Source organism: Arthrobacter sp. Soil764, from assembly GCF_001428075.1.
Taxonomy (GTDB): domain Bacteria; phylum Actinomycetota; class Actinomycetes; order Actinomycetales; family Micrococcaceae; genus Arthrobacter.
On record NZ_LMSI01000023.1, the window covers coordinates 63,568 to 78,812 of the forward strand.

Sequence of the window (15,245 nt, forward strand, 5' to 3'; positions counted from 1 at the left end):
CATGGCAACCGAACTAGGCCCGACGCCGGTTAAGAAGCCGGCGTCGGGCGGTACCCCCGTCCATCACGCGCCCAAGGGCGTAGGGGAGGACAACAGGATTGCAAGCCAGGGCCGGTGGGCATCCTGGCTCCTGGCCCCCACCATCGTCGCCCTGGGCGTAGTGATTATTTACCCCATCATCAGCGCCATCGTGATGTCCTTCCAGAAGGACGCCGGCCTGGATCCCGCCACCGGCCTCTTCACTGCAGGCGGCTCCGCGGGCATCCAGAACTACGTGAACTGGCTGGCGCAGCAGTGCTCAGCGCCGGGCGGCGGAACCGTAGCCTGCCCTCCAGGCACCCTGGGCGGCCAGTTCTGGTCCGCCACCGCCACCACCTTCTTCTTCACGATCGTGACGGTAACGCTGGAGACCGTACTGGGCTTCTGGATGGCCATGATCATGGCCCGCACGTTCCGCGGACGCAGTCTGGTCCGTGCCGCCGTCCTGGTGCCCTGGGCCATCCCCACGGCCGTGACGGCCAAGCTGTGGTTCTTCATCTTCGCCTTCGAAGGCATTGCCAACAAACTGTTCAACACCACCATCCTGTGGACGGGCAGCGAGTGGCCTGCCAAATGGGCTGTCATCATCGCGGACGTCTGGAAGACCACGCCGTTCATGGCACTGCTGATCCTGGCCGGCCTGCAGATGATCCCGGCCGAAGTCTACGAAGCAGCGAAAGTGGACGGCACCACTGCCTGGCAACGGTTCCGCCTGATCACCCTGCCGCTGGTCAAGCCGGCCCTCATGGTGGCAATCCTGTTCCGTACCCTGGATGCACTGCGCATGTTCGACCTGCCCTACATCCTCACCGGCGGTGCGAACAACACCACCACCTTGTCCATCCTGGTGATCAACCAAATCAGGCAAGGGTTCAACTCGGCCGCCGCGCTGTCCACCATCACCTTCATCATCATCTTCCTCGTCGCCTTCATCTTCGTCCGCTTCCTTGGCGCCAACGTGGTTGAGCAGAGCGGCGCCACCGGAAAGGGGAAGAAATGACCACGGCAACAGCAGACGCGTCTGCCCTGCGGGCCCGTCAGGACAAGGGACGCAAAACTGCGCAGAACCGCGAGAAGTGGGCGCAGGGGCGCACCTACATCAGCGCCGCCGTCATCCTGATCTGGTGCCTGGCACCGGCGTACTGGATGGTAGTCACGGCGTTCCGTGACGTGGGCTTCACCTACGACACCTCGATCCTGCCCACCCATGTCACCCTGGACAACTTCAATACAGCCTTTGATACGTCCTTCGGCAACAGGTTCGGCCAGGCACTGCTGAACAGTGTTTTCATCGGCGGGGTGGTTACCGCCATCTCGCTGCTGATCGGCGTATTTGCGGCCTACGCCCTGGCCCGGCTGAACTTCCGGGGCAAGTTCCTGGTGCTCGGCTTCATCCTGGGAGCGTCCATGTTCCCCGGCGTCGCCCTGATCACCCCGCTCTTCCAGCTGTTCACCAACATCGGCTGGATGGGCAGCTACCAGGCCCTGATCATCCCCAACATCTCCTTCGTCCTCCCGCTGACGGTCTATACCATGACCTCGTTCTTCCGGGAAATGCCGTGGGAGCTGGAGGAATCGGCACGCGTTGACGGCTGCACCCAGGGCCAGGCCTTCCGCAAGGTCATCATGCCCCTGGCAGCACCGGCGATCTTCACCACGGCCATCCTGGCCTTCATTTCCTCGTGGAATGAATTCCTGATCGCCAGCCAGCTGTCCAGCGACGCAACCCAGCCGGTGACGGTGGCCATCGCCAACTTCGCCGGTGCCCAGCCCAACCAGATCCCGTACACGGCCATCATGGCCGCGGGCACCATTGTCACCATCCCGCTGGTGATCCTGGTGCTGGTGTTCCAGCGCAAGATTGTCGCCGGCCTGACGGCTGGTGCAGTCAAGTGACGCACAACGGTTCCCGCCCCCGCACACCGGGGGCGGGAAACCGCAGCAAGCTGGTCCGCTCCGGGGAGGACTTCGACATCATCATCGGTTTCCTCGCATTCTGGGCGCTGGTCCTTTTGGTCGTCACCGTGTGGATGGAAGTCACTGCCCAACCGGCCCTCGGCTGGGCCCTGGGCCTGTTGGCAACACTGCTGGCGCTGTACGGAATGGTTCGGCTGCGCCGAAAGCTTCCCGCCCGCAGATAGGGCTGATGGCGGCGGCTTCGTGCTGCTGTCATCTTTGCCCGGGTTATCACCGCCCGGCCGCGGAATGGGAAGATTCATGGCCGGGGGTAAACGCAGGGCTGTTCGGCCCTACGCCGAAAAGGAGTTGAAGAGGGGACACGGTGGCACGGACAACGGAAAGGTCCCAGCGGGGCGGCCATAACGGCGTCAGCATCGAGGACGTGGCGGCAGCCGCCGGGGTCTCAACAGCCACTGTCTCCCGGGCCGTACGCGGTCTGCCACGTGTCTCGCCTGCCACCCGGGAAAAGATCCTGGAGGTGGCCGGGAACCTGGGCTACGTCGCCTCCTCCTCCGCCTCCGGCCTGGCCACCGGCCGGACCAAGACCATCGGCGTCCTGGCCCCGTTCGTCAGCCGCTGGTTCTTCTCCAAAGCCATCGAGGGCGCCGACCGCGAGCTGCACGCCCGGCACTACAACCTCTCCCTCTTCAACCTCGGCGGCCACGGCAGCAACCGTGAACGGCTCTTCAGCAAGACCATGGTCTACAAACAGATCGACGCCCTGCTGGTGTTGTGTATGGCGCTCAGCCACGAAGAGATTGAGCACCTGCAGAAAATTGACATCCCGCTGGTTGTTGTTGGCGGCCACGTTGAGGAATGCCCCTACATCGGCATCGACGATTACGCCGCCGCCTCCACCGCCGTCCGGCACCTGATCGACCTGGGCCACCGGGACATCGCCCTGCTGCATGGCGACGATGAGACCGACCTGAACTTCGACGTCCCCCGGGTTCGCATCCTGGCGTTCCAGGACGTGATGGCCGCAGCCGGCCTGCCCACCCGGCCGGAATGGGACGAATGGGGAGACTTCACGGTCCGCAGCGGCCAGGAAGCCTTCCGCCGCCTGTGGTCCCGTCCCGGCCAAAAGCCCACCGCAATCTTCTGCGCCTCCGATGAGATGGCCATGGGCGTCATCTTCGAGGCCCACCGCGTTGGCGTCAACGTGCCGGGCGAACTGTCCGTCGTGGGCATCGATAACCACGACTTCGCCGACGCCATGGGCCTGACCACCGTGGGGCAACGCCCCGACGAGCAGGCCGAACTGGCCACCAAGATGCTGCTTGACGAACTGGACGGCGAGACCGGAGCTGTCCACTCCGCCGTCGCGCCCCATGAGCTGATCATCCGGCGCACCACCGCACCCCCAAGAAACTGAAGGGTGAGGAATTGACGAGCGGTCAGGACGCGCGGGCCAGCTGCCGGATGGGGATCCAGCGGGAGGCGAGCCGGCGGTAGGCCGCCGCGGCCCCGGTCATGTCACCCTCCGCGAGGCACTCGATGCCCAGCCGGATATCCATGGGCGATTCGTCAGGGTAGACCTTGTCCGCCACGGCCCCGTAGTCCAGTTCCACCATGGAGTTCACGTGGAACTGCTCAAGCCACTCCGTCAGCTGCGCCAGGTCATCGAGCATGTCCAGGTCCGGGGCGGCGAGTGCCAGGTTGGCCACCGCATAACGGGCCCGCTCCAAGGCATCGGTGATGGATGCCCAGACCCGCACGGTAAGGATGCGTCCCGCGGCTTCAACCACATCCTTGCGGTCCGATTCCATGAACAGTGAGAACCAGCTGAACGGGATTCCCCAGGTGGACGCCCTGGTGTGCACCCGGATGGATCCGTCCCGGGCCTTCGCTTGGTCAATCCGCTCCTGGTGCCGGTCACGCTGCTCCTCAGGGATCAGCAGTTCGGCCAGCGGACCGTGGATTCCCTCCATCAGGGCGTTGGCCGCCAGCCCGGCCCGCAGGACCAACTGGCTGGGGCAGTACAGGAGGACAGGCTCGGTGTCGGCGCCAGCACCGTCGTCGGACGTTCCGCCATCCGGGGCCGGCGCGGTGGTGACGCGCACCAGGTCCGTGCGGCCGGTGGGGAAGGGGTCGCCGCCGGAGCGGGTGATGCGTCCCAGCGAGGCGAGCAGTTCAGCGTTTTCGACGGCGGCACGCGAGACGGCCTGGGCACCCGCTGCCTGGATGGCCGGGCGTTGTTCCTCCGGGAAGGCTTCCAGGGGTTCGTAGACGCGCAGGGTTGAGGAAAAAGGCAGGCCGGCCTGGCCCCGGTAGAGGTTTCCCGTCATTACGGTCTCCTTGGATGGGTCCAGGTTGCAGTCATCAGTCCGCCAGTTCCACCAGCACGGGAGCGTGGTCTGAGGCGCCCTTGCCCTTGCGTTCCTCGCGGTCAATCGAGGCGCCGGTGACGCGTGCGGCCAGGGCGGGGGAGGCCAGGATGAAGTCGATCCGCATGCCTTCCTTCTTGGGGAACCGCAGCTGCGTGTAGTCCCAGTAGGTGTAGACGCCGGGGCCCGGAGTGTAGGGGCGCACCACATCGGTATAACCGGCTCCTTCGAAGGCGTGGAACGCCTCCCGCTCCGGGGGGCTGACGTGCGTGGCCCGGTTCCTGATGAACAGGTCGATGTCCCAGACGTCATCGTCGAAGGGGGCGATGTTCCAGTCGCCCATCAATGCCACCTGCGCCTGCGGGTTGTCCGTGACCAAGGCCTGGGCGTGCGTTTTGAGGCTTTCCAGCCACTTCAGCTTGTACGGCATGTGTTCGTCGTCCAGTGAACGGCCGTTGGGGACGTAAAGGCTCCAAATGCGGATGCCGCCACAGGTGGCAGCCATGGCCCGGGCTTCCTGCACGGGATCCTTGCCGGCCTTGCCAAACGAGGGCTGGTCCAGGAACGTCCGCTCCACGTCCTCCAGCCCCACCCGGGAAGCGATGGCCACGCCGTTCCACTGGTTCACCCCGAAGTGGGCCACCTCGTAGCCCATCCGTTCAAAGAGCTCCCAGGGGAAATTGTCGTCCTTGCACTTGGTCTCCTGGATGGCCAGGACGTCGCAGTCGCTGCGCTGGAGCCAGGCTTCAACGCGGTCGGCGCGGGCACGGAGCGAATTCACATTCCAGGTAGCTATCTTCACGGTTCCTAACTTACCTTGGCGGCCGCACGCCCGCTAAAGCCTTGGATGCCCCCACGCCCACGATCCGGCGCGGTTGGTTACGGGTATGAAGCGGCGGGTATATTCGCAACAGAATGACCTGGATCACTCATCCGGCCACCATGCGAAGGAGCACCCAGCCGATGACAGCAGCCACGGACAACACAACGCACAGCGAAGCGGAGAGCGCAGGCGCGGACGTACTCTTTGAACGCCGCGGCCCGCTGGGCGTGATCACCCTCAACCGGCCCAGGGCGGTCAATGCACTCACCGCGGGAATGGTGGACCTGCTCCTGCGGCAGCTAACCGCATGGGCAGGGGACGACGGCGTGGCCGCCGTCCTGGTGCAGGGCGCCGGGGAGCGGGGCCTGTGCGCGGGCGGAGACATCGTGGCCATCTACCAGGACATGCTGCACGGCGGAAACGCGACGGCGGATTTCTGGCAGACCGAATACCGCCTGAACTCGCTGATTGCCCGGTACCCCAAGCCCTACGTGGCCCTCATGGACGGGCTGGTCCTGGGCGGCGGGGTGGGGATCTCCGCGCACGGGGACGTCCGCGTGGTCACCGAGCGGACCAGGATGGGGATGCCGGAAACCACCATTGGCTTTGCGCCGGACGTCGGCGGGACCTTCCTGCTTGCACGTGCACCAGGGGAATCCGGAACCCATGCCGCCCTGACGGGAGCGCACCTGGGAGCGGGGGATGCCTTGTTCCTGGGCCTTGCGGACCATTACGTTCCGTCGGACGCGCTGCCAGGCCTCGTGGCTGCGCTGGAGCATGAAAGTCCGGACGCCGCCGTCGCCCGTTTTGTCGAGGAGCCGCCAGCCTCGGTGCTGGCCGGGCAGCGGGAGTGGATTGATGCCTGCTACGCCTCGGACGACGCAGGGGAAATCGTCGCCCGGCTTCGGGCCTGGACCGGGCCCGGGGAGGCAGAAGCCGCGGAAGCCGCCGCCACGATCGAAGCCAAGTCGCCTACCTCGGTCAAGGTCACCCTGGCGTCCCTGCGCCGCGCCGCCGCCCTGACCTTGGACGAATCGCTGGCCCAGGAGTACCGGGCAGGAATCCGCTTCCTGGCCGGACCTGATTTCCGCGAAGGAATCCGCGCCCAGGTGGTGGACAAGGACAGGAACCCGCACTGGAAACCTGCCACCCTGGCAGAGGTGCTTCCCGGACAGGTGGACAGGTTCTTCCAGCCCCTGGACGGCGGGGAACTGGATTTGCACCCACAGGCTGAACGGCGCTCCCTGCCTGAACAGAACCCGCAGCCTGAAGTGCAGGGAAAGGAGGCGGACCGTGCCTGAAAAGAGCAGGGTGGCCTTCCTGGGCCTGGGCCACATGGGCGGTCCCATGGCCCTGAACCTGGTCCGCGCCGGTTACCGGGTGGCTGGTTTCGATGTGGTGCCCGAAGCCCTCCAAGCGGCCCGCGCCCAGGGCATTCCGGTGGCAGGGAGCGCCCTGGAGGCGGTGGACGGTGCCGACGTGGTCCTCACCATGTTCCCCAGCGGCGGCCACGTCCTGGATGCCTACCTGGGCGGCCCTGACGGACCCGGGCTGCTGGCCGCGGCAGCCGCTGGAACGATCTTCCTGGACTGCTCCACCATCAATGTGGACGAGGCCCGGGAGGCCGCCCGGCTGGCCATCGAAGCGGGCCACCGTTCCGTTGACGCCCCCGTCTCCGGCGGGGTGGTGGGGGCCGAGGCAGGCACCTTGACGTTCCAGGCCGGCGGCGACGTGGCGGATTTCCAGGCGGTGTTGCCGCTCCTGGAGGTCATGGGCAAGCGGGTGGTGCATTGCGGCGGGCATGGAGCCGGCCAGGCCGCCAAGATCTGCAACAACCTCATCCTGGGCGTCTCCATGATTGCAGTCAGCGAGGCTTTCGTGCTCGGCGAAGAGCTGGGCCTGACCCACCAGGCCCTGTTCGACGTCGCATCCGCAGCGTCCGGCCAGTGCTGGGCACTGACCACCAACTGCCCCGTGCCCGGACCGGTTCCCGCCAGCCCCGCCAACCGGGACTACCAGCCAGGCTTCGCCGCAGCGCTCATGGCCAAGGACCTCAATCTCGCCGTCAACGCCCTGGACAGCACGGGGGTGGCGGGACAGATGGGACCGCTGGCCGCCCGCATCTACGATAGGTTTGCCGCGGAGGGCGGCGCAGGCCGCGACTTCTCGGCCATCATTACGGACATCCGCGACTCATCGCAGGTCCATGGACAGCACGACGGCGGTGACCCGGCAGGGGAGCGCGCCGGCACCCAGTTGCCGGACCGGCGCCGCACTACAACAGCACACGACGACGGGAGCCCCGAATGACGGAGTACGCCAACATCCTGGTGGAGCAGCAGGGCAGGGTAGGGCTGGTGACCCTCAACAGGCCCTCCGCGCTAAACGCATTGAACAAGGCCACCATGGAGGAGTTTGTCGCAGCCGTTACCGCCATGGATTCCGATCCCGGAATCGGGGCCGTGGTGATTACCGGCTCCGGCAAGGCCTTTGCAGCGGGAGCCGACATCAAGGAGATGGCGGACCAGGGCTACATGGACATGTACACGGCGGACTGGTTCCGGGGCTGGGAGGACTTCACGCGGCTGCGGATTCCCACCATCGCGGCGGTGTCCGGGTTTGCCCTGGGCGGCGGCTGCGAACTGGCCATGATGTGCGACCTCATCATCGCCGGGGACAACGCCAAGTTCGGCCAGCCCGAGATCAACCTTGGCGTGCTTCCCGGCATGGGCGGCTCGCAGCGGCTCACCCGTGCAATAGGCAAGGCAAAAGCAATGGATCTGATCCTGACCGGCAGGTTCATCGATGCGGAGGAAGCGGACCGGTGCGGCCTGGTGTCCCGGGTGGTGCCGGCGGAGGATGTGGTGAGTGAGGCCATTAAGGCCGCAGAAGTGATCGCGTCCAAGTCCAAACCGGTCACCATGGCCGCGAAAGAAGCGGTAAACGCCGCCTTCGAAACCGGGCTGGCCCAGGGGGTGCTGTTCGAACGGCGGCTCTTCCACTCCCTGTTCGCCACCGAGGACCAGAAGGAAGGCATGGCGGCGTTCACGGGGAAGCGCCAGCCTGAATTTCGGCACCGTTAAGCCGGGTGCCGCTTCCGGGGAACTGGTCCGGCGGCCTGTCCGGTTGCTTGCAGGGCGGCGGATGAACCGGCACGGCACGCTGCGCGGCGACCCGTAAGGTAGGGAAGACGGGCCGCCGCGCGGCCAAGGCATGCAGGCGGATGGGATGGGCGTATGTGGACAATCATGACCGGCGCAGCCAGCCCCACTGAGGGACTCACTGGAATCGTCGGCTTCGCGGCGAGGGCCATCGATACTCTGGGGGAGTGGGGCGTTGGCGGCTTCACGCTTGCCGAAACGGTGGTGCCTCCCATCCCCAGCGAGGTGATCCTCCCCTTGGCGGGCTACCTCGCCAAACAGGGCTCCCTGAACCTCCTCCTCGTCTTTGCCACCAGTACCCTTGGGGCGTACCTGGGTGCGCTGCTGCTCTATTGGCTCGGCGCCAAACTGGGGCTCGAACGGTCCATCCGGTGGTTGTCCAAACTGCCCTTGGTTGACCGAGAAGACTTCGAGCACGCGGCAGGCTGGTTCCGCCGCCACGGCAGGTCATCCATTTTCTTTGGCCGCCTGTTGCCCGGCGTCCGCAGCCTTATTTCGCTCCCGGCCGGGGCGGCAGGCATGCCCCTGGCCACCTTCAGCCTCTTCACGCTTGCCGGGAGCGGGCTGTGGAATGGCGCCCTCATCGGGCTCGGCTACCTCCTGGGCACCCAGTACCGGCTCATCGAGGAGTATTCCCGGTTCCTTAACTACGCCGTCTACGCCGCACTGGCCGTTGCCGTAGTGTTGCTCGTCATCCGCCGTACGAAGAGGGCCAGGGCTGGCCGCGCCGGCGCCAACCGCTGAGTCCCAGCCGCTGAGTCGCAGCCGCCCAAGCCCTGCCACAGCAGGCTTTCCGCGCTTAAAACCGGGCTGCCGGAACCTTGTCCCGCAGCGCGCCTCCCGATAGCATCGCACTGGTAAGCATACTTAGTGTTTTTGTTGGCGCCCAGGGAGCGCGGGACGGAGGCGGGATGCGGGTCAAGAAGGCAGTCGTGGTCATCACAGGAGCCTCCAGCGGCATCGGACGTGCCACGGCGCTCGAATTTGCGGACAAAGGTGCCCGTCTGGTCCTTGCCGCGCGCAGCGCCGGTGCTCTGGAAAGCCTGGTGCACGAGGTGGGCAAGCGGGGTGGAAGGGCGGTGGCGGTTCCCACGGATGTGACGGACGCCGACAGCGTTGACGCACTGGCGGCCCGTGCAGTGGAGGAGTTCGGGCGCCTGGACGTGTGGGTGAACAACGCCGCCGTCGGTGTCTTCGGCCGGATCACTGATGTTCCCCTGGCGGATTTCCGGCGCGTCCTGGACGTGAACATCGGTGGATACGTCAATGGTGCACGGGCCGCCCTGCCGCGGTTCCGGGCCCAGCGCTCCGGAGTCCTGATCAACGTCGGATCCATCGTGGGCGAGGTTTCCCAGCCCTATACCGCGGCTTACTCCATGTCCAAAGCTGCTGTCCGTGCCCTCAGCGTGAGCATCCGTTCAGAGCTGCAGTTGGACGGCAACCGCAAGGTGAAGGTCTGCACCGTATTGCCCGCGGCCATCGACACTCCCTTCTTCCAGCACGCCGCCAACTACACGGGACGGAAAGTGGTGGCCATGCCGCCCGTCTATGCGGCGGAGCGGGTGGCCCGAACCATCGTCAGCCTGGCAGCCAAACCGCGCCGCGAAGCCGTGGTGGGTCCGGCCGGCCGGCTGCTGGTCCTCCAGCACAAGCTCACGCCGGCCAAAGTGGAAGGGGCCATGGCCGTACAGGTGGAGAAAACCCACCTGTCCCGGAAGAAGCCGGCAACAGCCTCGACGGGAGTCCTCTATGAGCCGTCGGGCCATACCCGCAAGGCCGCGGTCAGCGGTGGCTGGCACGGCGGACGGCGGACGGGGCGGCGCAGGATGGTTGTTGCCACGGCGGCGGCCGGGGCCGCCGCCGTGCTGTGGAGGCGCAGCCGCTGACGCTGACGCCGCCGCCGCCGTCGCCGTCGCCCTAAAGGAACTTCGCCGCGAAACTGCGAAGCGCTGCCCGGACGAAGCCGGCCCCTTCCACCCCGCCGTAATTGGCGGCGAAGCGCGGGTCGTCCACGTACATGTCCGCCAGCCCCAACACATATGCCTTGGTGTCGCCGCCGTGGTCGGCTGCGGGAGTACCGGGAATGGACTTCAGCCACGCGACGTGCCGGGCTGCCAGCTCCCGCGCTTCCGGACCGTCCGCGGCCACTCCGGACTGGGCCGCAGCGGCCCAGTCCCGGCCAAGAGCCTCCACCCTGGACTTCCATTCCCGCTTTTCGTCCGCCGGCATGCCGCGCCACCAGGCGTCGGATGTCGCGTAGGCATCCTTGCCCCACCGTTGCTCCACCTCATCCTTGTACTGGGTGTGGTCGAAGCCCTCGAACATGTCCTCTGCCATCAGTTGGCCTCCTGCCCTTACTGTTTCGATTGTTTGCCGCACCGACTGGATCTGCCGTGCCAGCCGCTGCTGCTCCTGGCCAAGCCAGTCGAGATGGCGGGTGAGCGCGGTGACCGGATCGGTGTGGCGGTGGAAGACTTCCGCGATGGCCGGCAGGCCCAGTCCCAGCTCCCGCAGCAAGAGAATGCGCTGCAGCTGAAGGAGGGCGGCGCCGTCGTAATAGCGGTAACCATTGCTGCCCACCCGGCTGGGCTTCAGCAGTCCAATGTCGTCATAGTGGCGCAGCGTGCGGCTGGTGGTGCCGGCAATCCTGGCGACGTCCTGGATGGACCAGTCCCGTCCGCCCGTTGCGGGGGTTTCTTCCATGCTCCGAGCCTAGGGTTTGACGCTGCGTCAAGGTCAAGGGCGCCGGTCTGTCAGCGGACCTGGCGCCCCCGCGGAGAGCGGCGCCGTGCCTGGGCAACCAACCGGGTGAAAGCGAAAACGAAGACCGCCTCGAACACCAGCATGAGGCCGGTCAGCAGCCACTGTTGCCGGCTAATGAAGACGATGCATCCGGTCAGGGCCAAAATGGTTCCCAGCGCCAGCGCGTAAACGGCAAAACCGACGGCCACCTTGGCGCTGCGTACCCCGGTGCGGAAGCCAAAACCGTGCGGCTCCCCGCCGGGTTGGCCCGGCACGCGATCCGGCGCGGCGGGTCCGAGGGCGTCAAACTCGTCCCAGGGATCCCTGTCCTCTTCCTGTCCGGTCATGGATCAATTATCCCAAAAGGAGAACCGGGGTGCGGTGACCATAAAAAATCAGCGGCCCCGACAACGGCGGCGCACAAAACAGCGGCCCGTCCACCTGGGGTGGAGGGGCCGCTGGATGGGGTCCCGGCAGTTGCCGGAGGCCGCCGAAGACTTAGAGCGGGCGGATGTTCTCTGCCTGCGGACCCTTGGGGCCCTGGGTCACATCGAATTCGACCTTCTGGTTCTCGTCCAGGGAGCGGTATCCGCTGGAGGCGATTGCCGAGTAGTGGGCGAAAACGTCAGCGGACCCGTCATCGGGGGCAATGAAGCCAAAACCCTTTTCGGCGTTGAACCATTTAACTGTGCCTGTTGCCATGGCTGCATTCCTTCATGTGACTCTGATTCTCTCTCCGGGGATCATCCCGGAGTGTGCGGAGAACGTCCCCCGCAGTCCCCAACGTACGGGGCGCGGGGCCATGGTGCAAGGGTATTGGCCATAAAGCCCTGTTACCGCATCCCCTCGCGGCGGATCGCGGTGGCAATCGCGGCCGCCCGGGTATCCACACCGAGCTTGGCGTAGATGTGCGCCAGATGGGTTTTGACGGTGGCCTCGGAGATAAAGAGCCGCCGCCCGAGTTCGCGGTTGCTCAGGCCCTCGGTGAGCAGACTGAGCAGTTCGGCCTCACGGGGGGTGAGCACCTCGTCCGGGTTGCGCAGCTGCTGGAACAACCGCGAGGCCACCGGCGGGCTCATCACGCTCCTGCCCTGCACCGCGCCCCGGATGGCGGCAAAAATCTCCTCCGGGGCGGCATCCTTCAAGAGGTAGCCCATGGCCCCGGAGTCCACTGCCCGGACAATATCGGCATCCGAGTCGTAGGTGGTGAAAACCAGGATCGCCTGCCGGCTGTCGAGATCCCGGATCCGCCTGATCGCTTCGATTCCATCCATGCCCGGGCCCATGGCAAGGTCCATCACCACCACCGCCGGGGAGTGCACGCGCACCAGCTCCAACGCCTCCCCGCCCGATGATGCCTCGGCAACGACTTCCATGTCAGGCTGGGTTCCCAGAAGCGCACGCAGGCCGCTCCGGACCACCAGGTGGTCGTCCACCAGCAGGACCGTGATTCTGCTCATTTAGCAGCCTCCAACGGCAGTTGCGCGGCCACGATGGTCCCTTCGCCGGGAGTGCTTTGCACTGAGAAAAGGCCACCCAGCTGCTCCACCCGCTGCCGCATGGCCCGCAGGCCGTACCCTCCGGCGCTCGACGGCGGAGCTGCCGCCGCTGGGTCAAAACCTGCGCCGTCGTCATATATGTCCAAAGTGACGGAGTCGGGCAGGAAGCCCACCGTCAGGGCCGCAACTGTTGCCGAAGCGTGCAGCGCGATGTTGGAGGCCGCGCTCTGCACCACCCGCAGCAGCGCGTGCCGTACGTCCGGCGGGACCGGCCCCGGCGCGCCCGTCACCGTGAGGGTGGCTTCCGGCACGTACTGCCGGGCAGCAAGCAGCAGCGCCTCCGGCAACGGCGTTGATTCCAGCCCAGGGGAGGCAAGCTCGTGTACCAGGCTGCGGGTTTCCGCCAGGTTGGTGCGGAGCAGGCCGGCGGCCTGGTGAAGATCCTCCTGCGCTGCCGCGCCCGGCCACGCACGGCCCGCCGCTTCGAGCAGGAGCAGGCTGCTGGCCAGGCCCTGGGTGACGGTGTCGTGGATTTCACGGGACACCCTTTCCCGTTCGGCGATGGTGCCCGCACGGCGTTCACTCGCCGCCAGCTGGACCTGGGCACGCGAAACCTCCGCGTTCAGGCGGCGCTGCTCCTCGGCGTCGTGCTGTATCCGGTCGTAGATAAGCGTCAGCATCACTCCGACTGCCACAGGTCCCAGCAGCATGGCTACGTCTGTGCCGTTGCCCAACCGAAACAGTCCGGCCGCGGTTGCCAGGGTGATGGCACCCGCCAGGACGTAGGACGCGGCACCGCGCAGCACACTCCTGCACAGGAAGAAAAGGGCGAAGGAACACCACGCGAAGCTCGGAGCTGCCACTACCAGGACCGCCCAGACCGCCACCAGCGCAACCATCCACGGGGCAGGGTGCCGGTCCCGCAGCGGGAGCAGGGCCACGACGGCGTACAGCAGGCAGGCGGCGGCGGCGAGTCCCAGGACCACAAGGTTGTCCGCCGGGGAGTGCCTCATGACGTACCGCACCACCGATGCCACCAGGAGCACTGCGAAGCCTAGATGGACTGCGGCCTCGATGCTGCCCAGGCGTTCCTTGGGGGTGGGCGGCGCCGGACGGGACCCGTTGCCGTCGGCTGCAACGGCGGCCGCGGGGCCCGTGGTTGGGATGGTGTCTCTGCCAGGCATGCGGGGTCCGGATCTCATGGTTGGATTCACTGCCTTCCATGCTAGGGCTCCAGGGCGGTCCGGTCCCTCAGCCTTTTGGCTGATACGGCTGGCCTTTCGGGCCAGCCAGGGACAGACGAACGCCCGATGCGGCGCCAACCGCGGCCCTGAAGGATGGAAACCGGCAACAAGGACCACCCAACCCAAGGAACGCATTATGAACAAGTCCCACAAAGTACTCGCCGCCGCAGCAGCCGGGGCAATCCTGGTGACGGCCGGAGCCACCGCAGCCGCCAACGCCGGTACTGGCCGTGTCAGCGGCCCTGAAACACCCGCCGTCGTACCTGCCGTTGATGTCCAGCCAGCGCCGGAGACGGTGGTGCAGCAGAACCGCATCTCTGCCACAGCCTCCGCCCAGGCTGTCTCAGCGGCGCTCGCCAAGTGCCAGGCGGACAAACTGCCGTTCGTCACCGTTGCACTCGTTGACCGCTTTGGCACCGTCCAGGCACTGCTGCGGGGAGACAACGCCGCTGCCCACACCATTGAGGCCGCCAAGCAAAAGGCCTACACCGCCGCGGCCTTCGGCACCCCCACCAGCGAGCTGGCCAAGCGCGTCAACGGCAACGGCCCCTCGATCGCGGACCTGCCGGGAACCCTCTTTTTGGCCGGCGGCGTCCCGCTGAAGGTCAACGGCGTTTCCGTGGCCGGCATCGGTGTGGGTGGAGCGCCCGACGGTGCCCTGGATGAAGCCTGCGCCACCGCCGGGGCGGACGCCATCGCCGCCGCCGGAACTGCAAAGTAGGCTGCGCCTATGGGGCGGTACCGCACCGGGGCATTGCTCATTACCGGCATGGGCCTGGCCATGTTCCTGGCCGGCTGCCAGGCCAGCCCCGGTGAACCTCAAGAAGTAGACTCTCCGCCATCCGTTGACTCTGTCAGTCCCGGCGGCCCGGGCACCGCCGTGCCATCTCGTGACGGCACTTCCCCGACGTCGGCTCCCGCCACCTCCGCTGCTGCCCTTTCAACCGCTGAGCAGTCGCAGCTCGACCAGGAGTTGATTGCTGCCGCGAAAGCCAACAATGCGCCCTTGGTAGCCCAACTCATCAGCCGCGGAGGGGACGTCAACGCCAAGGACTCCATCCAGGATTCGGCATTCCTGTATGCGGGTGCCGAGGGCTTCAATGAGGTGCTGCAGCTGACCCTGGCGGCCGGGGCGGACGTGGCCGCAACCAACCGCTACGGCGGCACTGCCCTGATCCCCGCCAGCGAGCACGGGCACGTGGAGACGGTCAGGATGCTCATTACGGCCGGCGTCCCCGTCAACCACGTGAACAACCTGGGCTGGACCGCCATGCAGGAGGCCGTGGTGCTCAACAACGGCGGCCCGCGTCAGCAGGAGGTGGTGCGGCTCCTCCTGGAAGCCGGGGCAGACCCTGCCATCCGCGATCCGGAAGGGCGGACGGCCCTGCAGAACGCGGAGCGGCTCGGTTTCAAGGAGCTCGCGGCGGCGATCCGCGGCGCTGCCTAACCTA

General features: G+C 66.5%; 18 protein-coding genes. 11 read left to right on the forward strand and 7 right to left on the reverse strand.

Features of this window, described 5'->3' with window-relative positions; all coding sequences use genetic code 11:
• Nucleotide 1: 1 nt before the first annotated feature.
• From ASG86_RS17070 to ASG86_RS17085, 4 genes are all read left to right on the forward strand, one after another.
• On the forward strand, nucleotides 2–1,039 hold the full coding sequence (locus tag ASG86_RS17070; protein WP_056337086.1) for a carbohydrate ABC transporter permease: 1,038 nt from the start codon (nucleotides 2–4) through the stop codon (nucleotides 1,037–1,039).
• A complete protein-coding gene (locus ASG86_RS17075; protein ID WP_056337090.1) occupies nucleotides 1,036–1,935 on the forward strand; it encodes a carbohydrate ABC transporter permease in 900 nt (299 codons plus the stop codon). The genes ASG86_RS17070 and ASG86_RS17075 overlap by 4 nt, the downstream gene beginning before the upstream one ends.
• Nucleotides 1,932–2,180, forward strand: coding sequence for a hypothetical protein (locus ASG86_RS17080; protein ID WP_056337092.1), 249 nt, complete (start codon nucleotides 1,932–1,934; stop codon nucleotides 2,178–2,180). Before ASG86_RS17075 ends, ASG86_RS17080 begins: the two co-directional genes overlap by 4 nt.
• 140 nt (nucleotides 2,181–2,320) lie before the next feature.
• Nucleotides 2,321–3,373 (forward strand): LacI family DNA-binding transcriptional regulator, encoded by a 1,053-nt coding sequence (locus ASG86_RS17085; RefSeq protein ID WP_056337095.1) that lies wholly within the window; start codon nucleotides 2,321–2,323, stop codon nucleotides 3,371–3,373.
• A 22-nt stretch (nucleotides 3,374–3,395) separates the two neighbouring features.
• Here the strand turns inward: ASG86_RS17085 and ASG86_RS17090 are convergent, their stop codons facing one another.
• Nucleotides 3,396–4,286 carry a hypothetical protein gene (locus ASG86_RS17090; RefSeq protein ID WP_056337097.1) on the reverse strand — a complete coding sequence of 297 codons (891 nt, stop codon included), beginning with the start codon at nucleotides 4,284–4,286 and terminating at the stop codon, nucleotides 3,396–3,398.
• A 34-nt stretch (nucleotides 4,287–4,320) separates the two neighbouring features.
• The gene (locus tag ASG86_RS17095) at nucleotides 4,321–5,127 is read right to left on the reverse strand and encodes an exodeoxyribonuclease III (RefSeq protein WP_056337100.1); all 807 of its coding nucleotides are present in this window, start codon (nucleotides 5,125–5,127) and stop codon (nucleotides 4,321–4,323) included.
• Nucleotides 5,128–5,288: 161 nt separating this feature from the next.
• On the opposite strand from ASG86_RS17095, the gene ASG86_RS17100 reads away from it, so the two are divergent.
• The 5 genes from ASG86_RS17100 to ASG86_RS17120 all read left to right on the forward strand — a co-directional run bounded on the left by ASG86_RS17100 (nucleotide 5,289) and on the right by ASG86_RS17120 (nucleotide 10,195).
• Entirely contained in the window at nucleotides 5,289–6,449 is a 1,161-nt protein-coding gene (locus ASG86_RS17100; RefSeq protein ID WP_056337104.1) for an enoyl-CoA hydratase/isomerase family protein, read from the forward strand.
• Nucleotides 6,442–7,458: a 3-hydroxyisobutyrate dehydrogenase gene (gene mmsB / locus ASG86_RS17105; protein WP_056337107.1), complete on the forward strand. Its 1,017-nt coding sequence runs from the start codon at nucleotides 6,442–6,444 to the stop codon at nucleotides 7,456–7,458. Before ASG86_RS17100 ends, mmsB begins: the two co-directional genes overlap by 8 nt.
• On the forward strand, nucleotides 7,455–8,231 hold the full coding sequence (locus ASG86_RS17110; protein ID WP_056337109.1) for an enoyl-CoA hydratase: 777 nt from the start codon (nucleotides 7,455–7,457) through the stop codon (nucleotides 8,229–8,231). Before mmsB ends, ASG86_RS17110 begins: the two co-directional genes overlap by 4 nt.
• Nucleotides 8,232–8,384: 153 nt before the next feature.
• On the forward strand, nucleotides 8,385–9,053 hold the full coding sequence (locus tag ASG86_RS17115) for a DedA family protein (protein WP_056337112.1): 669 nt from the start codon (nucleotides 8,385–8,387) through the stop codon (nucleotides 9,051–9,053).
• A 167-nt stretch (nucleotides 9,054–9,220) separates the two neighbouring features.
• On the forward strand, nucleotides 9,221–10,195 hold the full coding sequence (locus ASG86_RS17120) for an SDR family oxidoreductase (protein WP_056337115.1): 975 nt from the start codon (nucleotides 9,221–9,223) through the stop codon (nucleotides 10,193–10,195).
• Between the two features lie 31 nt (nucleotides 10,196–10,226).
• Here ASG86_RS17120 and ASG86_RS17125 read toward each other — a convergent pair whose 3' ends face one another.
• From ASG86_RS17125 to ASG86_RS17145, 5 genes are all read right to left on the reverse strand, one after another.
• Complete coding sequence (locus tag ASG86_RS17125) at nucleotides 10,227–11,012, reverse strand: MerR family transcriptional regulator (RefSeq protein ID WP_056337119.1); 786 nt, start codon at nucleotides 11,010–11,012, stop codon at nucleotides 10,227–10,229.
• Between the two features lie 50 nt (nucleotides 11,013–11,062).
• The gene (locus ASG86_RS17130; RefSeq protein WP_056337123.1) at nucleotides 11,063–11,398 is read right to left on the reverse strand and encodes a hypothetical protein; all 336 of its coding nucleotides are present in this window, start codon (nucleotides 11,396–11,398) and stop codon (nucleotides 11,063–11,065) included.
• Nucleotides 11,399–11,549: 151 nt separating this feature from the next.
• Nucleotides 11,550–11,753 carry a cold-shock protein gene (locus ASG86_RS17135; RefSeq protein WP_013599688.1) on the reverse strand — a complete coding sequence of 68 codons (204 nt, stop codon included), beginning with the start codon at nucleotides 11,751–11,753 and terminating at the stop codon, nucleotides 11,550–11,552.
• Nucleotides 11,754–11,884: 131 nt separating this feature from the next.
• Complete coding sequence (locus ASG86_RS17140) at nucleotides 11,885–12,511, reverse strand: response regulator (protein ID WP_056337126.1); 627 nt, start codon at nucleotides 12,509–12,511, stop codon at nucleotides 11,885–11,887.
• A complete protein-coding gene (locus ASG86_RS17145) occupies nucleotides 12,508–13,734 on the reverse strand; it encodes a sensor histidine kinase (protein WP_082566830.1) in 1,227 nt (408 codons plus the stop codon). The genes ASG86_RS17140 and ASG86_RS17145 overlap by 4 nt, the downstream gene beginning before the upstream one ends.
• A 196-nt stretch (nucleotides 13,735–13,930) precedes the next feature.
• Here ASG86_RS17145 and ASG86_RS17150 point away from each other — a divergent pair, with 196 nt between their 5' ends.
• Both ASG86_RS17150 and ASG86_RS17155 read left to right on the forward strand, forming a co-directional pair.
• Nucleotides 13,931–14,515 (forward strand): GlcG/HbpS family heme-binding protein, encoded by a 585-nt coding sequence (locus tag ASG86_RS17150; protein ID WP_056337129.1) that lies wholly within the window; start codon nucleotides 13,931–13,933, stop codon nucleotides 14,513–14,515.
• A gap of 9 nt (nucleotides 14,516–14,524) precedes the next feature.
• On the forward strand, nucleotides 14,525–15,241 hold the full coding sequence (locus tag ASG86_RS17155; RefSeq protein WP_056337131.1) for an ankyrin repeat domain-containing protein: 717 nt from the start codon (nucleotides 14,525–14,527) through the stop codon (nucleotides 15,239–15,241).
• Nucleotides 15,242–15,245 lie beyond the last annotated feature (4 nt).